Annotated in this window: 22 protein-coding genes and 2 pseudogenes; 10 read left to right on the top strand and 14 right to left on the bottom strand. The window is 58.7% G+C overall.

From position 1 onward, the window contains the following. The first annotated feature begins 163 nt into the window (after window positions 1–163). The 3 genes from H3L94_RS00880 to purM all read left to right on the top strand — a co-directional run bounded on the left by H3L94_RS00880 (window position 164) and on the right by purM (window position 4,509). On the top strand, window positions 164–2,401 hold the full coding sequence (locus H3L94_RS00880; RefSeq protein WP_182122288.1) for a TonB-dependent siderophore receptor: 2,238 nt from the start codon (window positions 164–166) through the stop codon (window positions 2,399–2,401). Window positions 2,402–2,407: 6 nt separating this feature from the next. After that, window positions 2,408–3,379 carry an alpha/beta hydrolase gene (locus H3L94_RS00875; RefSeq protein ID WP_182122287.1) on the top strand — a complete coding sequence of 324 codons (972 nt, stop codon included), beginning with the start codon at window positions 2,408–2,410 and terminating at the stop codon, window positions 3,377–3,379. 95 nt (window positions 3,380–3,474) lie between these two features. Continuing rightward, the gene (gene purM / locus H3L94_RS00870) at window positions 3,475–4,509 is read left to right on the top strand and encodes a phosphoribosylformylglycinamidine cyclo-ligase (protein WP_182122286.1); all 1,035 of its coding nucleotides are present in this window, start codon (window positions 3,475–3,477) and stop codon (window positions 4,507–4,509) included. Between the two features lie 151 nt (window positions 4,510–4,660). Here purM and H3L94_RS00865 read toward each other — a convergent pair whose 3' ends face one another. Continuing rightward, complete coding sequence (locus H3L94_RS00865) at window positions 4,661–4,864, bottom strand: hypothetical protein (RefSeq protein WP_009119866.1); 204 nt, start codon at window positions 4,862–4,864, stop codon at window positions 4,661–4,663. A gap of 58 nt (window positions 4,865–4,922) precedes the next feature. Beyond that, window positions 4,923–6,167, bottom strand: a complete 1,245-nt coding sequence (gene clpX, locus H3L94_RS00860; protein ID WP_182122285.1) for an ATP-dependent Clp protease ATP-binding subunit ClpX — start codon at window positions 6,165–6,167, stop codon at window positions 4,923–4,925. Window positions 6,168–6,481: 314 nt separating this feature from the next. Between clpX and H3L94_RS00855 the strand changes: the two genes are divergently transcribed. Beyond that, window positions 6,482–7,375 carry a serine hydrolase gene (locus H3L94_RS00855; RefSeq protein ID WP_182122284.1) on the top strand — a complete coding sequence of 298 codons (894 nt, stop codon included), beginning with the start codon at window positions 6,482–6,484 and terminating at the stop codon, window positions 7,373–7,375. A gap of 123 nt (window positions 7,376–7,498) precedes the next feature. Here the strand turns inward: H3L94_RS00855 and uppS are convergent, their stop codons facing one another. The 3 genes from uppS to pyrH all read right to left on the bottom strand — a co-directional run bounded on the left by uppS (window position 7,499) and on the right by pyrH (window position 9,710). Then, on the bottom strand, window positions 7,499–8,245 hold the full coding sequence (uppS, locus tag H3L94_RS00850) for a polyprenyl diphosphate synthase (protein ID WP_182122283.1): 747 nt from the start codon (window positions 8,243–8,245) through the stop codon (window positions 7,499–7,501). Between the two features lie 126 nt (window positions 8,246–8,371). Beyond that, window positions 8,372–8,929, bottom strand: coding sequence for a ribosome recycling factor (gene frr / locus H3L94_RS00845; protein WP_182122282.1), 558 nt, complete (start codon window positions 8,927–8,929; stop codon window positions 8,372–8,374). A gap of 67 nt (window positions 8,930–8,996) precedes the next feature. Next, the gene (gene pyrH, locus H3L94_RS00840) at window positions 8,997–9,710 is read right to left on the bottom strand and encodes a UMP kinase (protein WP_009119113.1); all 714 of its coding nucleotides are present in this window, start codon (window positions 9,708–9,710) and stop codon (window positions 8,997–8,999) included. 465 nt (window positions 9,711–10,175) lie between these two features. On the opposite strand from pyrH, the pseudogene H3L94_RS12210 reads away from it, so the two are divergent. Continuing rightward, a pseudogene (locus tag H3L94_RS12210) lies at window positions 10,176–10,354 on the top strand (lipoprotein signal peptidase). Window positions 10,355–10,476: 122 nt separating this feature from the next. Here the strand turns inward: H3L94_RS12210 and H3L94_RS00835 are convergent. The 4 genes from H3L94_RS00835 to obgE all read right to left on the bottom strand — a co-directional run bounded on the left by H3L94_RS00835 (window position 10,477) and on the right by obgE (window position 13,944). After that, window positions 10,477–11,082 carry a nitroreductase family protein gene (locus H3L94_RS00835; RefSeq protein WP_182122281.1) on the bottom strand — a complete coding sequence of 202 codons (606 nt, stop codon included), beginning with the start codon at window positions 11,080–11,082 and terminating at the stop codon, window positions 10,477–10,479. A gap of 248 nt (window positions 11,083–11,330) precedes the next feature. Further along, entirely contained in the window at window positions 11,331–11,741 is a 411-nt protein-coding gene (locus H3L94_RS00830; protein ID WP_182122280.1) for a DoxX family protein, read from the bottom strand. Window positions 11,742–12,335: 594 nt separating this feature from the next. After that, complete coding sequence (locus H3L94_RS00825; protein ID WP_182122279.1) at window positions 12,336–12,803, bottom strand: copper resistance protein NlpE; 468 nt, start codon at window positions 12,801–12,803, stop codon at window positions 12,336–12,338. A gap of 4 nt (window positions 12,804–12,807) precedes the next feature. Next, the gene (gene obgE / locus H3L94_RS00820) at window positions 12,808–13,944 is read right to left on the bottom strand and encodes a GTPase ObgE (protein WP_182122278.1); all 1,137 of its coding nucleotides are present in this window, start codon (window positions 13,942–13,944) and stop codon (window positions 12,808–12,810) included. Window positions 13,945–14,016: 72 nt separating this feature from the next. Here obgE and H3L94_RS12205 point away from each other — a divergent pair, with 72 nt between their 5' ends. After that, window positions 14,017–14,193 carry an ATP-dependent exonuclease gene (locus tag H3L94_RS12205; RefSeq protein ID WP_244958859.1) on the top strand — a complete coding sequence of 59 codons (177 nt, stop codon included), beginning with the start codon at window positions 14,017–14,019 and terminating at the stop codon, window positions 14,191–14,193. 3 nt (window positions 14,194–14,196) lie between these two features. On the opposite strand, the gene H3L94_RS00815 is transcribed toward H3L94_RS12205, so the two are convergent. Further along, window positions 14,197–14,583: an MAPEG family protein gene (locus tag H3L94_RS00815; RefSeq protein ID WP_182122277.1), complete on the bottom strand. Its 387-nt coding sequence runs from the start codon at window positions 14,581–14,583 to the stop codon at window positions 14,197–14,199. A gap of 135 nt (window positions 14,584–14,718) precedes the next feature. On the opposite strand from H3L94_RS00815, the gene proB reads away from it, so the two are divergent. Next, on the top strand, window positions 14,719–15,846 hold the full coding sequence (proB, locus tag H3L94_RS00810) for a glutamate 5-kinase (protein ID WP_182122276.1): 1,128 nt from the start codon (window positions 14,719–14,721) through the stop codon (window positions 15,844–15,846). 76 nt (window positions 15,847–15,922) lie between these two features. Here the strand turns inward: proB and H3L94_RS00805 are convergent, their stop codons facing one another. Then, window positions 15,923–17,275 (bottom strand): hypothetical protein, encoded by a 1,353-nt coding sequence (locus tag H3L94_RS00805; RefSeq protein WP_182122275.1) that lies wholly within the window; start codon window positions 17,273–17,275, stop codon window positions 15,923–15,925. Window positions 17,276–17,308: 33 nt separating this feature from the next. After that, the gene (gene hemC, locus H3L94_RS00800) at window positions 17,309–18,247 is read right to left on the bottom strand and encodes a hydroxymethylbilane synthase (protein ID WP_182122274.1); all 939 of its coding nucleotides are present in this window, start codon (window positions 18,245–18,247) and stop codon (window positions 17,309–17,311) included. Between the two features lie 120 nt (window positions 18,248–18,367). Here hemC and H3L94_RS00795 point away from each other — a divergent pair, with 120 nt between their 5' ends. The 3 genes from H3L94_RS00795 (at window position 18,368) to H3L94_RS00785 (ending at window position 20,318) form a co-directional block, all read left to right on the top strand. Further along, window positions 18,368–18,676 carry a hypothetical protein gene (locus H3L94_RS00795; RefSeq protein ID WP_182122273.1) on the top strand — a complete coding sequence of 103 codons (309 nt, stop codon included), beginning with the start codon at window positions 18,368–18,370 and terminating at the stop codon, window positions 18,674–18,676. A gap of 4 nt (window positions 18,677–18,680) precedes the next feature. Then, window positions 18,681–19,052, top strand: a complete 372-nt coding sequence (locus H3L94_RS00790) for a hemerythrin domain-containing protein (RefSeq protein WP_182122272.1) — start codon at window positions 18,681–18,683, stop codon at window positions 19,050–19,052. A gap of 99 nt (window positions 19,053–19,151) precedes the next feature. After that, complete coding sequence (locus H3L94_RS00785; protein ID WP_182122271.1) at window positions 19,152–20,318, top strand: NnrS family protein; 1,167 nt, start codon at window positions 19,152–19,154, stop codon at window positions 20,316–20,318. 61 nt (window positions 20,319–20,379) lie between these two features. On the opposite strand, the pseudogene H3L94_RS12200 reads toward H3L94_RS00785, so the two are convergent. Continuing rightward, window positions 20,380–20,547, bottom strand: a pseudogene (locus H3L94_RS12200) (ATP-dependent exonuclease); the annotation flags it as partial. Between the two features lie 15 nt (window positions 20,548–20,562). Beyond that, window positions 20,563–20,904 carry a hypothetical protein gene (locus tag H3L94_RS00780; RefSeq protein WP_182122270.1) on the bottom strand — a complete coding sequence of 114 codons (342 nt, stop codon included), beginning with the start codon at window positions 20,902–20,904 and terminating at the stop codon, window positions 20,563–20,565. Window positions 20,905–21,097 lie beyond the last annotated feature (193 nt).

The following is a 21,097-nucleotide window of genomic DNA, read 5'->3' as shown; positions in this document are numbered from 1 at the left end:
AATAAGTCATTATTTCAATTTTAGAAATTTTTAATTTTTAGAAATGATGAAATACTTTTACAGAAGTCGAAAGGTCTAAGTTTACTGTTAAAAATATTGATAATTATTTTTAATTAATGCAGAATATTTGCTCATCTTAACAACTCCCCACTTTTCTTAGCATATGAGCCCCACACATACAGTCCGTTTTTCCGCGCCCCGCTTCACTCTGCTTTATTTGCTGTTGCTCGGCGCATTCTCTGCTTCTGCGCAAGGCACAGACGGAGCGGAGCAGGAAGAAAGCATCGAGCTGGAAAGCATCACGGTTACCGGTAAGCGGCCATCTGCCTGGCAGTCGCCAAGCGGTGTGGTGGCCACCCGCAGCGCTACGGCCACCAAAACCGATACCCGGTTGCTGCATACGCCGGCATCGGTTTCGGTGATCACGCAGGATCAGATGCGGCAAATGGGGGCGCAGAATGTGGCGCAGGCATTGCGTTATACGCCGGGTACGTTTTCCGAATCGCGTACCAGCCGCCGCTACGACAGTATTTTTTTGCGCGGCTTCGGCGGTTTCGGCGGCAATGCCAACTTTGTCCAATATCTTGACGGACAGCGTTTGCCGGCCGGACAAGGCTACCTGAAAAGTGCCATTGATCCGTATTTGTTGGAGCGGATTGATGTGGTGCGTGGCGCCAACTCTGTGCAATACGGCCAAATCAATCCCGGCGGTTTGGTCAATCAAATCAGCAAACGTGCCTATTTCGAGCCGAGCAGGGAGGTGGCGGTTGAGGCCGGCCATGACAGCAACCGCTTTGTCGGTTTCGACATCAACCAGCCTTTGGGGCAGGGAGAAAGCGTGGCCTTGCGGCTCACCGGTCTGCACCGGTACAGCGAATCGAAAACCGGCTTGGCTGCCGAGCGTTATGCCCTGGCTCCTTCGCTGACCTGGCGCATCGGCCCGCAAACCGAGCTGACGGCACATGCGCAGTGGCAGCACGATCCTGCTGGGGGCGATTACAATGCGGTGCCGGCTTATGGCACGTTGGCAAACAATCCGGCAGGCAATGTGCCGGAACATGCTTTTTTGGGCGAGCGTAGTTTTGAGCGCTTTAAGCGCGATACGGCGCTGTTGGGCTACCGCCTATCTCACACATGGAACGAAAATATTTCCTTACAGCATAATCTGCTCTATGCACATGGGCGTTCTGAGTTCCGCAACACTTCATTGATGGGGCATCTGGGCGGCAGCATTTGGGCCAGAACGGCCACCGCCTCCGATGAAAAAATGCGCGGCATCCACACCGATGCCCAATTGCGCCTGCGCTTTCACACCGGTGCCGTCAAACATACGCTGAATATCGGTGCCGATTACCAAAACAACCGGGCCGAGCGCCTATTGGGCAATTTACGCGGCGGAGCCGGGGTGCCGCCGGTGGATGCGGCCAATCCGCAGAGCAGCGTCATCCTCACGCCGCCTTGGCAGAGTGACGGCCGCATGCGGCAGCAACAGCTTGGCCTGTATGTTCAGAACCAAATGGAAGCCGGCGCTTGGCTGGCGCAGCTGGGGGTACGCCATGACCGCGTACATACCCGGGAAACGGTGGACCAGCTGTTACCGGTCTACCGACAGCAGCAGCATGACCGGCGGGACCACAAAACCACGTATCAGGCGGCGCTGATGTATCGGGCGGACAACGGTTTGTCGCCTTACGCCAGCTATGCCACTTCATTTGAGCCGGTATCAACCCTGAATCTTTATGGCGACAAAAAACCGTTCCACGCCACCACGGCCGAGCAGTGGGAAATCGGCCTCAAATATCAGCCCGAGGAGTTTCGCGCTTTGTTCGGCCTGTCCGCTTTCCAGCTGACCCGGAATCATGTGCTGACCAAAGACACCCGCACAGGGGCACATCCGAGTGCGCAAATTCAAACCGGCCAAGTGCGCGTGAGGGGCATGGAGTTGGAAGCCCGGGCGGAGTGGAACGAGCGCTGGAGCACCATTGCGGCGCTGACTTGGTTGAAGCCCGAAGTGACCCGTTCCAACATCAAAGAGGAGTTGGGCAGCCGCCCGGTGGGGCTGCCCGCCACCATGGCCTCGCTGTGGCTGCAATATGCCTTGCTGAACGAGAGATTGAAATTGTCTGCCGGCATACGCCATGTGTCTGCCAGTTATGCGGATGTGGCCAACACGGTAAAAACGCCTGCCGCCACCTTGGTTGATTTGGGCGCCCGTTACGATTTGGGCCACCTCAGCCAAATGCTGCAAGGCGCGACGGCCTCGCTGGATATCCATAATGCGGCCGACAAAATCCATTACGGCGGCTGCTTTGCACGCGGCACCACCGGCAGTGCACGCACCACCCAATGCTTCCCCAGCAGCCGCCGCAGCATTGTGTTCGGCCTCAATTACCATTGGTAAAACATCATGCGTTGGACGATTTTCTTGAGTGTGCTCAGTATATGGTTGGCCGCCCCGGCCGCCCGCAGTGAGCCGGCGGTGCCTGCGGCACAATTGTCGCCGGCGGTGGTGCCGGGGGCGTATGAATACCGTTTACCCAGCCGCCATACCGGCAAAACCTACCGCATTCAGGTAGCCGCAGTCGGCCCGGCGCCGGCACAGGGTTATCCGGTGCTGTATGTGTTGGACGGCGACGCGTTTTTCCCGGTAGCGGCCATGGCCGCTCAAGGCATGTGGATGCGGGCGGAGGAAAACGGCGCGGTGCCTATGTTATTGGTGGGGGTGGGCTACTCCGACCGGCATTTTCTGGATTTGGCCACCCGTGCGGAAGACTACACGCCTCCATCTGAAGATTACAGCCAAACCGGCGACCGTTTGAGCCGTCGCTTTGGCGGGGCAGACGCGTTCCACCGTTTCCTTACTGAAGAATTACGGCCCGATTTGGCGCACCGTTTTTCGTTGAATCCGCAGCAGCAAAACTTATTCGGCCATTCTTACGGCGGTTTGTTCGCTTTGTACAGCCTGATGAAATACCCGGCCAGCTTCCGCAACCGCTTGGCAGCCAGCCCGTCTATCTGGTGGAACCAACGCCGCATCCTGCAAGAATGGCCGGCCTTCTCGGGCCGCCTGGCTGCGGCGGGAGAGGGCCGGTTCGGATTGCGGCTCAGCGCCGGCCAATACGAAGAAACATTGGCTCCCCATCTGCCACGCTCATCGCAGCGCCAAGCCGTATTGTCCGAGCGGGCCATGGTCAGCGAAGTGCAGCATTTCGGCGCACAACTGCTGAAGCCGCAGTATCGGCAGTTATCGGTGGAAACCGTCACCTATCCCGAAGAAACCCACGCCAGCGTGGCACTGCTGGCCATTGGCGACGGCATCCGCTGGCTGTATGCGCGTTGCCGCGAAGATGCCGGCTGCCGCCCGCCGCTTTTCAGGTAGCCTGTCTGTGGCATATGGAAGCGGAAAGCCTGAATGAGGCGGTTAAAATCGGTTAAAATAAGCCCGTTTTTCTTTTCCGACTCAGAAAGCGCATCATGAGCCAATCTTTAAGCTACCGCGACGCAGGCGTGGACATCGACGCAGGCGACCAACTCGTTGAAAACATCAAACCTTTTGCCAAACGCACCATGCGCCCCGAAGTATTGGGCGATTTGGGCGGCTTCGGCGCACTGGTGGAAATCAGCAAGAAATACCAAAACCCCGTGCTCGTTTCCGGCACCGACGGCGTGGGCACCAAACTGAAACTGGCTTTCGATTGGGACCAACACGACACCGTCGGCATCGACCTAGTGGCCATGAGCGTGAACGATATTCTGGTGCAAGGCGCGGAGCCGCTGTTTTTTCTCGACTACTTCGCCTGCGGCAAACTCGATGTCGCCCGCGCCACCGACGTGATTAAAGGCATCGCCCAAGGCTGCGAAGCATCCGGCTGCGCCCTCATCGGCGGCGAAACCGCCGAAATGCCCGGTATGTATCCCGAAGGCGAATACGATTTGGCCGGCTTCGCCGTGGGCGTGGTGGAAAAAGACCAAGTCATCAACGGCCGCAGCATCGTGCCCGGCGACGTGGTGCTGAGCTTGGCTTCCAACGGCGCACATTCCAACGGCTATTCTCTGGTGCGTAAAATCATCGAGCGCGACCAGCCCGATTTGGACGCACCGTTCGACGGCGGCAAAACTCTGCGCCAAGCCATCATCGCCCCGACCCGCCTGTATGTGAAACCGATTCTCGCCGCGCTGAAGCAGTTCACCATCAAAGGCATGGCGCACATCACCGGCGGCGGCATCACCGAAAACGTACCGCGCGTACTGCCGGAAAACACCGTAGCCCAAATCGACGCCAAAGCATGGCAAATGCCCAAGCTGTTCCAATGGTTGCAACAAGCCGGCAATGTGGCGCAGCAAGAAATGTACCGCACCTTCAACTGCGGCATCGGCATGGTCGTCATCATCGCCAAAGAAGATGCCGACGCAGTGCAGCAGTTCTTGGCCGAACAAGGCGAAACCGTTTACCGTTTGGGCGAAATCCGCGCACGCAACGGCGACGAACACCAAACCCAAGTGGCATAAGCAGCAAACTGCTCTGCTCAGCTTCTGTAACAGCTTTCAGGTAGCCTGAGAAGAAAAAACCGAGGCCGTTTCTGTTTGGACAGAAACGGCCTCGGTTTCTTGATGCGCGCTTTTATTGGGTGGGCAATACTGGCCGCTTGTGTCTGGGCACTTAAGGTTCTTTGGCAGACGGCGGGTTTTGCTCCTGTCGCTTCATCAGCCGGTTGCGCCGTCTGACCATCGCCACCCAAAACATAAACAGGGTGGGCAGAATGGTCCAGAACACCAGATAAATCAAGGCCCGCGCCAAAGAAGGCTGGGCGATAGAGAACATCAGGGTGACGAAAATATAGCCGATGGCGACGATGTGCCACATGGTTTTGCTCCTCAGGCTACCTGAAAAAACACTTTGCCTTTTCAGGTAGCCTGTTTATTTAAGCGGCGTATTCGCTGCCGTCTTCACGCAGCAGTTTGGGCTGCTGTTGCCGGTCGATGACGGCTTCGTCAATGACCACGGTTGTGATCTCATCTTTGACATCGGGCAGGCGGTACATGGTTTCCAGCAGGGCGCGCTCGACAATCGAACGCAGGCCGCGGGCGCCCGTTTTGCGGCTCATCGCCAACTTGGCGATGCTGCGCAGGGCAGAGGGCTGGACCTTCAATTCCACGCCTTCCATGGCAAACAGGGCTTGGTATTGTTTTACCAAAGCGTTTTTCGGCTCGGTGAGAATATTGATCAGCGCATCTTCATCCAGTTCGGCCAGGGTAGCGATCACCGGCAGACGGCCGATTAATTCGGGAATCAGGCCGAATTTGATCAGGTCTTCCGGCTCCACCACTTCAAACAGCTCGGTGATGTCGGCGTCTTCATCTTTGCTGTGCACCGCCGCACCGAAGCCGATGCCGCCTTTTTCGGTGCGCTGACGGATCACTTTCTCCAAGCCGGCAAAAGCACCGCCGCAGATAAACAGGATGTTGGTGGTGTCCACGTTGATGAACTCTTGGTTCGGGTGCTTGCGCCCACCTTGCGGCGGCACGGAGGCCACGGTGCCTTCAATCAGTTTCAACAGCGCTTGCTGTACACCCTCCCCGGAGACGTCGCGCGTAATCGAAGGGTTGTCGCTCTTGCGGGAGATTTTGTCGATTTCGTCAATATAGACAATGCCTTTTTGCGCTTTCTCTACGTCGAAATCGCATTTGCCCAGCAGTTTGGTGATGATTTGCTCCACATCTTCGCCCACATAACCGGCTTCGGTGAGGGTGGTGGCGTCGGCCATCACGAAAGGCACGTTCAGCTTGCGTGCCAGGCTTTGTGCCAGCAGGGTTTTGCCCGAGCCGGTGGGACCGATGAGCAGGATATTGGATTTGGACAGCTCGACGTTGTCGCCTTCTTTGGGGTGGCGCAGGCGTTTGTAATGGTTGTAAACCGCAACGGCCAAGGCTTTTTTGGCCTGCTCTTGGCCGATCACATGTTGGTCGAGGTTGGCCACGATTTCCGCAGGGGTGGGCAGACGGTCGTTTTCCGCGTCGGTGCCGGTATCGGCTTCCGCGTTATGGATCATATGGCTGCAGGTGTCGATGCACTCGTTGCAGATTAAGGCATCGTCTCCCTCAATCAGATTTTTGACTTCGTTTTCGGATTTGCCGCAGAAAGAACAATGGCGGAGGTCTTTACTCATGATGTTTGTACTGGAAAAAATGGCTGCAAAAGACGCGCCAGTATATAGAGTTACGCCTGCCATATCAAACGGCGCCCGGTTGTGCCGGCGATACGCAGCACGGGCGGATTGGGTAAAAAGGCTTTACAAGGCCGTGTTTTTTAACCAAAATGAATAAGGTTATGTTTTCAATCATAAATTGAACGTTTGCGTAAACGTGTGATGCGGCAGAATCTGCAGCCGCTTTGTTTGATTTAAGTAGTTGAGGTAAAACAAAAATGCAGTGGTTTCAGTTTAAAAAATGGGGCGTAGCCCTGGCCGCCGGGTTCAGCCTGATGGCATTCAGCTTACCGGCATCGGCGCAAGACGACATCGACGTATTGGGCGACTTTTTGGAACAAAAGCTGCCGGTACAGGAAGACCCGCTGGGCAATTTCATCAGCAGCCGCCCGGCCGATGCGGTGGAAGCGCAGGCCGCATTGGCCGGCCCGCTGTTGTCTTCACAGTCGGCTTTGATCATGAACGGCCGCAGCGGCGAGATTCTCTATCAGAAGGGCATCGACCAAGTGCGCCCGATTGCCTCTATTTCCAAGCTGATGGCGGCCATGGTGGTGCTGGATGCGCGTCAGAACATGGGTGAGCAGCTGGAGATTACTACGGCTGAAATCGACCGTTTGAAAGGCACGTCCAGCCGCCTGAGCATCGGCACGGTCATGAGCCGTCGCGATATGCTGCATTTGGGTTTGATGAGCAGCGAAAACCGCGCCATCCATGCCTTGGGCCGCAATTATCCGGGCGGGATGCCGGCTTTTGTGGCGGCGATGAACCAAAAAGCGCAAAGTTTGGGCATGCACCAAACCCGTTTTTACGAGCCTACCGGTTTGGATTTCCGCAATGTTTCCACCGCCCGCGATTTGAGCCTGATGGTGCGGGCGGCCAACGAGTATCCGGTGATCCGCCAGTTCAGCACAGCTAATTCCGGCTCAGCCTATACCAGCAACGGCCGCGTGCAGCAATATCGCAACAGCAATGCGCTGATCCGTGAAGGCGCGTGGAATATTTCCCTACAGAAAACCGGCTACATCCGCGAAAGCGGCCGTTCCATGGTGCTGTATGCCAATGTGCAGCAGCAGCCTTTGGTAATTGTGCTGCTCAATTCGCCTTCCACCACCACCCGTGTGAACGATGCGCGTGCCATTCGCAACTGGGTGAGCGGCCGCGCCATTTAAATCGAACCGGCAGCAGCCGGAACGGAAAAAGGCTACCTGAAAGTTTTAGCTACGCAGAAATCCGCGCAGCTTGTTTTCAGGTAGCCTTTGGTTTGATGATTGGGGAAAATCAGGGAGCCATGTCTAAGAGCGTTGCAGTTCCGGCGGCAGCTGCTCGCTGGTGCGGCCGAAGCGGCGTTCGCGTTTTTGGAAAGATTGTACTGCTTTGTCGAGTTCGGCGGCGTCGAAGTCCGGCCACAAGACATCGGTAAAATACAGTTCGGCATAGGCCATCTGCCACAGCATGAAGTTGCTGATGCGGGTTTCGCCGCCGGTGCGGATAAAGAGGTCGGGTTCCGGCGCTTCGGCCAGCATCAGGCGGGCGGCCAAATCGGTCTCGGTGATTTCGGTTTTGCCTTCCCGTATCAATTGGTTGGTGGCCTGCAAGATGTCCCAACGGCCGCCGTAATCGGCGGCTACGGTGAGGGTGAGGCCGGTGTTGGCGGCGGTCAGCGCCTCGGCGGCTTCGATGCCGGCGATGATCTCGGGGGAGAAGCGGCGGCGGCTGCCAATCACTTTCAAGCGCATATTGTTTTGGTGCATTTTCTCCACTTCCACTCTGAGCGCGCGCATGAACAGCTTCATCAAAAACGATACTTCGTCTTCGGGGCGGCGCCAGTTTTCGGTGGAGAAGGCGAATACGGTGAGGTAGGCCACGCCCAATTCGGAGCAGCGGGCGGCCATGGTTTCCAGCGTTCCCACGCCGCGCTTGTGCCCGAGCACGCGGGGCAGGAAGCGCTTTTTGGCCCAACGGCCGTTGCCATCCATCACCACGCAGATGTGGCGGGGAATGGCGGTGGGAGAGGGGATGGTTTGGGTGCTGCTGCTCATGGCGGGCTCCTTTGCAGGGCATTTGGGGCAGTTTAGCAAGATAAGAGGCTACCTGAAAGCAGTTTGTGTGGCTGTTTCAGGTAGCCTGAACGGACAAAGAGACGGATGAGCGGCGCGGTTGGCGGCTTAGATGGCCATCAGGTCTTCTTCTTTGGCGGCCAGCATTTTGTCAACTTCCGCAATGTATTTGTCGGTCAGTTTTTGCACGGCTTCTTCGCCACGGCGTGCATCGTCTTCGGGCACTTCTTTGTCTTTCAACATTTTTTTAATGTGGTCGTTGGCGTCGCGGCGCACGTTGCGGATGGCCACGCGACCCTCTTCGGCTTCTGCGCGCACCACTTTGATCAGGTCTTTGCGGCGCTCTTCGGTGAGCATGGGCATCGGTACGCGGATCACGTCGCCCATGGCGGCAGGGTTGAGACCGAGGTTGGAATCGCGGATGGCTTTTTCTACGGCGGCGGCCATATTGCTTTCGTACACTTTGACGCCGATGGTGCGCGCGTCGAGCAGGGTTACGTTGGCCACTTGGCTCACCGGCACCGGGCTGCCGTAATATTCCACTTCCACTTGGTCCAACAGGCCGGTGTGGGCGCGGCCGGTGCGCACTTTGACCAGGTTTTCGCGCAGCACTTCCAGCGAGCGCTGCATTTTGCTGTCGGCTTGTTTTTGAATGTCATTCAGCATGGCGGGTTTCCTTTGGATTTTGATGAATGGTTGTTTGTCGGTTTCAGGTAGCCTTGGGCACCGTTCTTTAAATGTGCACCAAGGTGCCTTCGTCTTCGCCCGTTACCACGCGCTTGAGGGCGCCTTCTTTGGCGATGCCGAAGACGACGATGTTGAGCTTGCGTTCGCGGCAGAGGGCGAATGCAGTGGCGTCCATCACTTTCAGGTTTTTGATGATGGCTTCGTCGAAGGTAATGGTTTGGTAGCGGGTGGCGGCCGGGTCTTTTTTCGGGTCTGCGGTATAGACGCCGTCCACATTGGTGGCTTTGAGCATGATGTCGCAGTTCATTTCGGCACCGCGCAGGGCGGCGGCGGTGTCGGTGGTGAAGAAGGGGTTGCCGGTGCCGGCGGCGAAGATGACCACTTTGCCTTCTTCCAGATATTGAATGGCTTTGGGCCGCGCGTAGGTTTCGGCAATCTGCTGCATGGAGAGGGCGGATTGCACGCGGGCGGGTTGGCCGAGGCTTTCAAAAGCGTCTTTGAGAGCCAGCGCGTTCATGACGGTGGCCATCATGCCCATGTAGTCGGCCGTGGCGCGGTCCATGCTGCCCGCTTGGGCGGATACGCCGCGGAAAATGTTGCCGCCGCCGACCACCACGCCCACCTGCACGCCCATGTCGGCGATTTCTTTCACCTGGCCGACAATTTCCATGATGGTGTCGCGGTTGATGCCGAAGGGGTCGTTGCCCATCAGCGCTTCGCCGGAGAGTTTCAGCAGGATACGTTTGTATTTTACGGACATGGCGGCCTCTCTGTTTCGGATACTCAAACGGCGGCTATTATACGCGCTTTCAAAGCGGCTGTTGGCGCTATTTTGGCAGGAGAAAGGCTACCTGAAAGGCTTTCAGGTAGCCTTTGGCGGGCAGAGGTTGTTGACCATTAGTGTTGCGGCGGTATTTTTGCTGCGCAAGTTCGCTTCTGTGTCTGCTTGAAAATCCATGCCTGCTGCGTTGTGCATGCGCACAAAGTGTCCAGCCTTGTGCGCATTTCCGCTCGTCCGGGGAGGCTTGACTCAGGGCAGGCGGTGCTCGAGGCCATGCTCTTGGCACACCCGGATGGGGGGGCATGACCGAGAAATAAAGCAGGGATTCTATCCATCATTAGGCATCAGGCTACCTGAAAAAACCACGGGCAAAGACAACAGATAGCTGGCCGCTGTCTAGCAGCGACACAAAAATGCTGGAAGTGAAATACCGGGCAGAGACCTTTGCAAAACCCCCATCTGCGGCGCATTTCTGCGTTGTGCGCTACTCGCTCGCTTGCCTATCTACTATCTGATATGTCTGCACTCGCTGCGCTGCTACGCCTTGAACTGCGCCGCAGATGGGGGTTTTGCAAAGGTCTCGGGCAGTGACTTGCTCGATGTTGCACACACGGTGCGCTTGATCATTTGCTGCGCAGTCATTTCCGAAGAAAAACCCTGCGGCTATCGGAGTTTGCAGATGCTTGGGCCACAATAATGCCTGCTTGAAACCGCATTCCAAGCAGGCAGCCACAGAATTTAAGCCTTATAGGCCGAATACTTGCAAGCGTTCTTCCAGCGGTTTGAACGCTTTCTCGCCGGCGGGGGCATCAATGCCGCCGAACACCATTTGCGCACGCAGGGTCCAAGATGCGGGGATGTTCCACTCTTTAGCCACGGCTTGGTCAATCAAAGGATTGTAGTGCTGCAGATTGGCGCCGATGCCGGCAGCAGCGAAGGTCGTCCACACGGCATATTGGTGCATGGCATCGGTGTGTTCGGCCCAAACCGGGAAGTTGTCTGCATACAGGGGGAATTGTTCCTGCAAGCCTTTAACCACCGTTTGATCTTCAAAAAAGAGCACTGAGCCGGCCGCTGCTTTAAACATATCGAGCTTTTGTTTGGTGGAATCAAACTGTTCGGCAGGCACAATGGCGCGCAAGGCTTCTTCGGCGAATTGCCACAGCTTTTCATGGTCTGCACCCAGCAATACCACCACACGGGTAGATTGCGAATTGAAGGCAGAAGGCGTATGCAGCACGGCATGCTTCACGATTTCCACCACTTCGGCCGCCGGCAAAGGCAGGTTTTTATTCAGCGCGTAAACAGAGCGACGGGTTTCTGCGGTTTTTTGAATATTTTGATAAGACATAGGGTTTCCTAGATTTTCAATGAATGAGGATGGGGTAAAAGGAAAAAGCATCGACAACCCAAAGACGGGCGGCAAGCGGTACGGCATCGGCGCTTTCGGCAGAATCTTGCTTTGGCTGCGTGAAGCATATCGGCACAACGTATCACGCCGCACTTAATTTCCGGCCTCTGCTGACAGATTGTCACCCGAATGCCAGTCCATACCGCCTGGCATGAAACACCGCGGGAAGGCGCTGCTTGTCGGCAGTTTTAAGCGCTTTTATCCAGCTGCTTATCCAAAGCCCAAAGGCCGCCGCCTGCCGATGCGATATATAAGAAGATAAAGCAGAACAGGGCTGCCGGTTCGCCGCCATTGAGCAGCGGAAGCAGCGGAGAAGGCGCTGTATGGGCCATAAAATAGGCGAATGCCATTTGACCCGACAAAATAAAGGCCACCGGGCGGGTAAACAGGCCGACCAAAAGCAACAGGCCGCCGACGACCTCGAGTATACCTGCTAAGCCGTAGATTGACATCAGCTGCATGCCGTCAAACATTTCCACATGGGGCAAAGCAAAGAGTTTGGCCGTACCGTGCAGCAAGAACATATAGGCGGATGTGATCCGCAAAACAGCGAGCAGGGCTGGCTGAAAGCGGCTGAGTTTATGATTCAAGGTATTCATTTGGATGTTGTGTGTGTTGGTTTCAGAAGACACGCAGTATATTGATTTCCTATTTGTATATATATAACCTTTTTATTGATGAATCATTTCCCAATAAGAAAACATAGATACCTTATCCAGCCTGAAACCTTTGCAAAACCCCACGCCAACAAAAAGCCGGAACATACCCCGTTATGTTCCGGCTGTTTTTGCCTAAAAAGCAGACAAGCAATCCCCAAAACCCCTTTAAAGTACCTAATCATTAGTCGCTTCCTGCCTGTTCAGGCAGCCATAGGCACACTGAGCCTTTTGGCCGCACTCAGCAGGTATAGACTTCGCTTTCAGGTAACTTTTCTGCGACCACCTTCTGTAAACCAAAGTACGAGCACAACCATAGCGGAATCTACGCTGCAACGTACCAAAGCCTTGTTCCACCACATAGCGCACTTTGGTCAGTCGCCCGTTGCGCACGCTCTGTTCTCGGCTTAACAGCCGACTGCGGTGTGCTTTGTTGCATGATGCCGTCTTTCAATCCACACCCTACCAAATGGTGTCGGCTCTCTCAGCTGCCGTAGACTGAGATCTTGGATGTATGCGGCTCTCCCGCCCGCGGCCTTATGGCGCTTCCGCTTTCTGCAAGCTATACAAATCCGCCATCTCGCCTTCCAAACGGTTGCCTTCGGCATCCATGCCCCAGATGCGGTTTTCGCCCACCAGGTAATAGCGCCGGTCGCCCGCTGCGTCCAAACGGATGCGGCTGCCGTCGTCCAGCCATTCAAAGCGGCCGGATACCTCGGTGCGCACCGGCTCGCGCTCCAGATAGGTTTCCACCAAGCGGTAGCCGCCGTCCTGCTGCAACACCAGCTCGGTTTCGATGGCTTCGCAGGAGCCGCAGGGCAGTTTGCCGCGGTAGGTGCCGGCCCAATCCAGCACGTCGCGGCTGGGGTGGGCGCCATCAGCAAGCGGCTGCGATACGGCGGCAGCCGGGGCGGAAGCCGCAGAAGCGGCCTGCGGGACGGCGCTGTCTTGCGGCGAACAGGCGGCCAGCAAAACCGCTGCTGCAATCCAAACATAATGTTTCATGTCATCACTCCGGTTTCAACACATCGGTATCGGTGGCCGATGCAGAAGCGGCGGGCGGTTCGGCAGCCGCCTCCTCGGCCAAACGGGCTTTTTCCGCTTCCAGATAACGCTGGATGGTCTGCACCAATTCCTGCGTGCCCTGATGGGTGAGCGCGCTGATGCGGAACACGCGCGGGGTGTCGCGGTCGAAGCCGAAGCGGTCGTCCGGCTCAGGGTAATCCCAGCCGATGGCGCTTAAAAATTCGGCCACCCGGCTTGCCTGCTCGTCTTCGGGCAGCATGTCGAACTTGTTCAACACCAACCAGCGCGGCTTCTGATACAGCGCTTCGTCGTAACGGCGCAGCTCGTCCACAATCGCCAGGGCTTCGGCGGCGGGGTTGGCGGCCTCATCAAAAGGCGCCAAATCCACCACGTGCAGCAAGAGGCCGGTGCGCGCCAAATGCTTCAGAAAGCGGTGGCCCAGCCCCGCACCTTCGGCCGCGCCTTCAATCAGACCGGGAATATCGGCCATCACAAAGCTGTGGTTTTCGTCCAAACGCACCACGCCCAAATTCGGATGCAGGGTGGTAAACGGATAATCGGCCACTTTCGGGCGGGCCGCGGATACGGCGCGGATCAGGGTGGATTTACCGGCATTGGGCATGCCGAGCAGGCCCACATCGGCCAGCACTTTCAATTCCAGCTGCAGGCTGCGCGCCTCGCCTTCCTCGCCGGGCGTGGACTGCTTGGGCGCACGGTTAACGGAAGACTTGAAATGGATGTTGCCCAAGCCGCCTTTGCCGCCGCGCGCCAAGCAGACGCGCTGGCCGTGGTGGGTGAGGTCGGCCACGATTTCATCGGTGTCGGTGTCGCGGATCACGGTGCCGACCGGCATTTTGAGTTCGATGTCGTCCGCGCCCGCGCCGTAGCAGTCGGAGCCGTGCCCCTTCTCACCGTTTTTGGCCTGATAGCGTTTGACAAAGCGGTATTCCACTAAGGTGTTCACGTTTTCGTCGGCCACGGCAAACACGCTGCCGCCGCGGCCGCCGTCGCCGCCGTCCGGCCCGCCGCGCGGCACGAATTTCTCGCGCCGGAAGCTCACCGCGCCGTTGCCGCCGCGGCCGGCGACCACTTCGATTTTGGCTTCGTCAATAAATTTCATGGATGGATTTCCGATTGGTTTTTCAATTCTTTATGTTACAGGCTTTCAGGTAGCCTTTCGGCCAGCGTCAGGCTGAGACCTTTGCAAAACCCCCATCTGCGGCGCATTTCTGCGTTGTGTGCTGCTCGCTCGCTTGCCTATCTTCATGATATTGTCCCACGGGGATTCCTGGCGTTCACGCTCGCTGCGCTGCTACGCCTTGAACTGCATCAACATCTGGGGGTTTTGCAAAGGTCTCAGGCTACCTGAACACTAAAACGCCGCCACAAACAGGGCCACGATGCAGACCAAGCCGACGGTAAACGAGATCGAGCGCAGGGTGTGTTTGTCGCAGATATAGCAATAGATATACAGCAGGCGGCTGGCCACAAACAGCAGCGCCCAAAAATTGATCACGCCTTGGGCAGCCCCGCCGGTGGCGTGCGCCACCAGCACGGCGGCGGCAAAGGGGGCGAACACTTCGTAGCCGTTTTGCTGGGCGGCGTTGGCACGGGCGGCGCGGCCTTCGGTTTTGGCCAGAAAATCGCGCGGATTGCGGTTGTCGGCGGCAAAGTTGAAACCGGCCGCTTTTTTGGCGTAGGCGGCGCAAAACAGGGGCAAAAACACGGCTATCAAAATGCAGAAATAGGCTAAAGTCACGACGCACCTCCTTCGGGCGGCAAACACAAAACGCAAAGCGCTCCGCATTATAAAGGATAATCCGCCCCTTCCCTTATCTTTCTGCCGGCTCTGTGGCACAATCCGCGCTTCGTTTTTCTTTTCAGGTAGCCCGTGATGAATCCTCTGCGTAATCTGATGCACGCCAAACTACTGGTGGTGAAAGTCGGCTCCAGCCTGGTCACCGCCGGCGGCGACGGCATCGACCAGCAGGCGCTGGCGCGTTGGGCGGCGCAGATTGCGGCGCTCAAAACACGCGGCGTGCAAGTGGTGTGGGTGTCGAGCGGGGCGATTGCCGAGGGCATCAAGCGTTTGGGCTGGCCGGGCCGGCCCAAGGCTTTGAACGAATTGCAGGCAGCCGCCGCCGTGGGGCAGATGGGGCTGGCGCAGGCTTATGAAAACGTGTTTGCCCCACTGGGCATGCACACCGCGCAAATCCTGCTCACCCACGAAGACCTCAGCAACCGCACACGCTACCTGAACGCCCGCAGCACCCTGCGCACCCTCTTGGCCAAAGGCATTGTGCCGGTGATCAACGAAAACGACACCGTCACCACCGAAGAAATCAAACTCGGCGACAACGACACCCTCGGCGCTTTGGTAACCAACCTGATCGAAGCCGATGCGCTCGTGATCCTCACCGACCAGCGCGGCCTCTACGACAGCGACCCGCGCCGCAACCCGTCCGCCCGCCTGATTCCCCACATCGCCGCCGACCACCCCGATTTGGAACGCATGGCCGGCGGCGCGGGCAGCAGCGTGGGCACCGGCGGCATGTACACCAAAGTACTGGCCGCCCGCCGCGCGGCGCTCAGCGGCGCCTCCACCGCGGTGGCCTCCGGCCAGGAAGCCGACGTCTTGCTGCGGCTGACCGAAGGCGAGAGCATCGGCACCTTGTTCACGCCGGCGCACAACCGCCTCAATGCGCGCAAACAATGGCTGCTCGGCCATGTGCAGCTGTGCGGCAGCGTGGTGGTGGACGACGGCGCCGCCCGCGCGCTTACCCAGAAAAACGGCAGCCTGCTGCCGGTGGGCTGCGTGTCGGTACAGGGGCAGTTTCACCGCGGCGAACTGGTGGCGGTGCTCGACGGCCAAGGCCGCGAAATCGCCCGCGGCCTGGCCAATTACGCCAGCGGCGAAACCGCCAAAATCCTGCGCACGCCGTCGGAGCAAATCGCCACGCGGCTGGGCTATGTATCAGAAGACGAGTTAATCCACCGCGACAATATGGCGTTGGTGCGCTGATTGCGCCATCAATCATCAAAGCTAAAAGCTACCTGAAACCCTTTCAGGTAGCCTTTTAGCCTTGCCGACCGCCAAACTAACGCTCATCCACCACCACAAAACCTGCCACCACCGGCAAAGCCGGCGGATAGCGTTTTTGGTCTTTCGGATGGGCATACAGCGGAAAATGCAGCTGGCCGCCGTGCAGCGACAGCTGCCGCTGCGGCGTGCTGTACACGGTCAGAATCCGCTCCACCGCAGCCGGACGGCGGGCATCGGGCGGCAGGCGGTAGAGCGCAATCAGAGCCCGCATGGCATTCAAGCGCATTTGGGTATCCTGCATACGGTGCACATAGCCCGCAAAATCCACCTGCATCTCGTCCGCAGTCAGGCCGCAGCCCACCGTATTGCCGATGCAGGCCCAGCTTTGCGCCCAATTCCAGTGCAACGGCGCGCTGTCCCGCCACACTTCGTCACGCCGCAAAGTATCGGCCGCCGCGCCGCGGCAGGCCGAAGCATAATAGGGTGCCATACGCGCCGCGCTGTGCGCTTCGTTGATCTGCCAAGCTGTCAGCCAGCCCAAGGGCCGCTCGGCGGCGGCGGAGACGGCAATATTGTGTACGGTTTGGCGGTACAGGCGGAATTCGTCGCGCATGGCGCGGCAGAGACTGAGTTCGGTCGGCGGCAGCGGATCAAAAGCAGCCAAACAGTCGGCGGACAAGGCGCCGGCCAATTGCGGCCGCTCGGCCAGAATGTGGGCAGCCACGTCGATATTGCGGCGCAACATGGCGCTGCCGACCATCGGATAAATCAAACCCGGGCGGCTTTGCAGCAGCAGGCGGCCGGTTTTCATCTGCCGGCAGGCTTGGCGCAGGCCGGCGGCGGCTCCTTGCTGCTGCCACAACAACAGCGGATACAGTGTGCCTTCTTGCGTGAGCGGACGCAGATTGGGCATCACCAGGTTTTCCATCCCGCTGTGCCCGTCGGGCCAATAGGGATGGTGGAACACCTCGTAATCGGCCAAGGCATCGATATTGGCCAACAGGCGCTCGCGGCCGGCCAAGGCGCCGGCAAATGCATCCGGATCGGTACGCATTTGGCCGATGCAGGCAGCCACCGAGTCTTCCAGACAGGCCAGGCTGTCCATTTCCGTTTGATGCAGGCGGCGGGGTGCCAAATCGGTCATCATCTGCGGCGAGTGGTTCATGGCCGCACCGTAGCGGCGCAGCAACGCCTCTTGCTCGGCCGCCGGAATATCATGATTGAGCAACCACAAAGCCGCAAAAACATTGCGCCGTCCGGGGGCGGGCGGCGGCTCTTCGCTCTCCAACAAGCGCATATCGGCGGCCGCAGCCTCAATCTGCTGGCTCTGCAGCCATTTGGGCAGACCGTAAAACAGGGCCAAACAAAGGGCCGCACAAGCGGCGGCCAAACTGAAAAACAAACGCATGGCGCTTTCTCTCTCCCAGCAAAGCGAACGGTTTCAGGTAGCCTGTTCGGCCAACACCGCTTCAATTACCTCCTGCGCGCCGTCGTCGGCCAGCTTTTTGGCCACGGCGCGGCCGAGGGCGTCGGCATAGGCCAGCGGCGCTTGCGCCGACGCCTGCAACATCACCGAACCGTCGGGATGGCCGACCAAACCGTGCAGGGTGAGCAGGCCTTCGCTTTCGGTGCAATAGGCGGCCAAGGGCACTTGGCAGCTGCCGCCCAAAGCACGGGCCAAGGCGCGTTCCGCAGTCACGCAGGCATTGCTCAGCGGGTGGTTGAGCGGATTGAGGATTTCGAGCAAATCGTAACGGCCCTCGGCAATCTCAATGCCCAAAGCGCCTTGGCCGGCAGCGGGCAGGCTGTCGGCGGGCGAGAGGATTTGGCGGATGCGGCCGTCCAAACCCAAGCGCTGCAAACCGGCCGCCGCCAGAATCACCGCGTGGTACTCACCGGCGTCAAGTTTCGCCAAACGGGTTTGCACATTGCCGCGCAAGGGCCGCACCTGCAGATGCGGATAGCGCGCGCGCAACTGGGCTTCGCGACGCAGGCTGGACGTGCCCACCACTGCACCGGCCGGCAGGTCTTCCAAGCGCTCAAACTCATTGGCTACCAAGGCGTCGAAAGGATTGGCCCGCTCGCCGATGGCGGCCAAAACAAAACCTTCGGGCAAATCCATCGGCACGTCTTTCATCGAATGCACGGCCAAATCGGCGCGGCCGTCTTGCAGCGCCTGCTCCAATTCTTTGATAAACAGCCCCTTGCCGCCGATTTTCGACAGAGTACGGTCAAGAATCTGGTCGCCGCGCGTGGTCATGCCCAAAATGCTGACCGCGCAATCGGGATACAGCGTCTGCAGGCGGCTGCGGATGTGTTCGGCCTGCCACATCGCCAAGGCGCTCTCGCGGCTGGCGATGACCAATTTTTTCGGATGCATACTGAAATTTCCGGCTCAGAAAAAAGGCGGCTAGTCTAACACGAAATCCGCCAAGCGGCGTATTGACGCCCATGGCCACGGCTTCCATAATCGGCGGCCGCCAACCGAAACTTTGCGCCGATGGATGCTTTTGTTTTGCACACCCTCTTCAAGCGGCTGCTGCACCGCACGCCGCTGAAACATCTCAATTCCCGCCACTGGCTGATGCTGTTTGGCCTGCTGCCGGCCTGCTTGGGCCTATTGGGCTTTTGGCGCGGCGGCTGGACTTTAGCCCTGATTGCTTTTTTTCTGAGCCAATCGGTCTTGCTGTTTGCGCTTTCCGCCTTCCTCCATCACCACCCACGGCGCGACAGCCTTTCCCTTGCCGAGCTGTGGCGGCATCCCGTTGCCTATCATCCGCCCGAGCCGCACCTTTCCCGCCGGAGATGACGCCATGAAACGCCACCCCTTACTGATTCCCTTGTCGCAAGCGCACCACCATTCACTGGCCCTGTGCTTGCGGATTCTGCGCGACCCCGCGGCCGACCACCGCGCCGACATCGCCGCCCACCAAAACGATTTGCTGGCCCACTTCGCCGCCGAAGAGGCGCAGTTCGCCCCCTTATGGGCCGCACTCGGGCAACCCGAACTGCAAACGCGCTTTACCGAAGACCACGCCCGCCTGCGCGCCATGCTGGCCACCCCCGCTTGGGACGATGCCGAATGGAAGCGGCAGTTTGCCGAAACCCTGCGCGAACACGCCCGTTTTGAAGAACGGGTGCTGTTTCCCGCCCTCACGCCCCTGCTGCCTGAGCGCCTGATCTAAGCTTTCTTGTGAAATGATTTTGGGTGGCAAAAACCACGCATATCAGGAGAAAGGCGCAGTCGGCGTATTCCCTTCCCCCGACTATTGACCTCACCCACCATGAACATCCTCTCTGCCCGCCACCCCCTGTGGGGCATGGCCTTCCGCCCCTTCTACCTCTTGGCCGCCTGCTACGGCGCGCTGTCCGTTTTGCTGTGGGGCTTCGGCCACACCGGCACCGCCGCCCTGCCCGGCTTTTACTGGCACGCCCACGAAATGATTTGGGGCTACACCGGCGCGGTGGTGGTGGGCTTTCTGCTCACCGCCGTCGCCACTTGGACCGGCCAGCCGCGCACACAAGGCAAAGCGCTGATGCTGCTGGCCGCCCTGTGGCTGCTGGCGCGGCTGGGCGCGTTTGTCGGCGTGTTGGCAATACCGGGGGCGGCGGCCGGCGTGGCGTTTTATTGGCTGGCGGCGGGCTATATGGGCGCGGCGGTGTGGCGCAGCCGCAACCGGCGCAATTATCTGGCGGTGGCGGCCTTGGTGGTGTTCGGCCTGCTGCTGGCGGTGTTTCAGTTTCAGGTAGCCCGCGGCCGCTTTGACGCCTTGCAAAACGGTTTGCTGGCCGGCTTAAGCGTGGTGGCGGGTTTTATCGGCCTCATCGGCATGCGCGTGGTGCCGTTTTTCACCGCCAAACGGCTGGGCGGCGAGCAAGTGGCGTCCCACCCCCATATCCTGACCGCTTCGCTGGCCGCGCCGCTGCTGATGGCGATGCTGTACGGCTTTCAGGTAGCCTTGCCCGCAGCGGCGGCCGTTGCCGTGGCCACCGGCGGCCTGCTGTTGGTGCAAACACGGCGCTGGTGGCGGCCGGAAGTGGCGAAAGAGCCGATGCTGTGGGTGCTGTTTCTCGGCTTTGCCTTTACCGGCGCGGGCTTAATCGTGATGGGCATCGGCCATTGGCTGCCGAAGTGGAACAGCTTGGGCGTGCATCTGTTTGCTGTGGGCGGCATCGGCGTGATGACTGTGGGCATGATGGTGCGCACCGCGCTGGGGCACACCGGCCGGCCGCTCTATCCCGCGCCCAAGCTGATGACGACCGCTTTTTGGCTGATGGTCGCGGCCGCTTTGGTGCGCGCGCTAGCGGCGGTGATGCTGTATGTGCAGCCGACTGCCTACCAGCACAGCCTTTATCTTTCCGCCGTATTGTTTGCCGCCGCCCTGCTGCTCTATCTCTGGCGTTACCTACCGTGGCTGACTGCGCCGCGCGCGGACGGCAAAGCGGGATAAAGCTTTCCCGATCAAACAAAAAAGCACTTCGCTTGGAAGTGCTTTTTCTATGGGGCGCGCAGGCGGCCCGAGACCTTTGCAAAACCTCCAGATGTGGATGCAGTTCAAGGCGTGGCAGCGCAGTGAGCGTGAACGCTAGGAATCCCCGTGGGACAGACATATCATCTAGATAGGCAAGCAAGCGAGCAGCGCACAACGCAGAAATGCGCCGCAGATGGGGGTTTTGCAAAGGTCTCGGCCCATCTCATTTAACGATGTAGGTAACACCGGTGGCGGTTTCCTTGAACGTAACGTCCACCGGATAGTTTTGATTGCCGCATTGCACCACCCAGATTTCCTGCCATTGGCGCTGGCCGACGGCGCCGCTGGGCTCGGCTTTTAAAAACGGCGCAACACCCTGCGGCGATTGGCAGCCCTGGGTGTGGGCGCTGATCATCACAGGCGTCATGGTGTCGCGCACCAGAATTTCATTGGCCATTGAGCCCGCACGAATGGCGCCGGCCGGCGCTTCCAGCGAGGGTTGCGCCACGGCGCAAGCAGCCGCCGAGCAGGCGGCAAAAGCAAATAAGGTGCGTGCAGAAATCATGGTTTTTCCTCTTAAAACGGAAGCCGCGGCCGTCAAACCACTTCTGGCCGCAGCAGGAGGGCGATTATAAGGAATGCCGCTCCGTGCAGGCAACGCAGCCCGCCGGTCTTTACTTACTGAAACACAGACTTACCCAAAGTGACCAAGCGGGTGCTCGGCCAAACGCCCTCAGGCTACCTGAAAACCCTGACCG

Source organism: Neisseria shayeganii (assembly GCF_014054965.1).
Lineage (GTDB): Bacteria > Pseudomonadota > Gammaproteobacteria > Burkholderiales > Neisseriaceae > Eikenella > Eikenella shayeganii.
The sequence above is the reverse complement of the archived record's forward strand: the minus strand, read 5'-3'. Positions and strand labels throughout refer to the sequence as shown.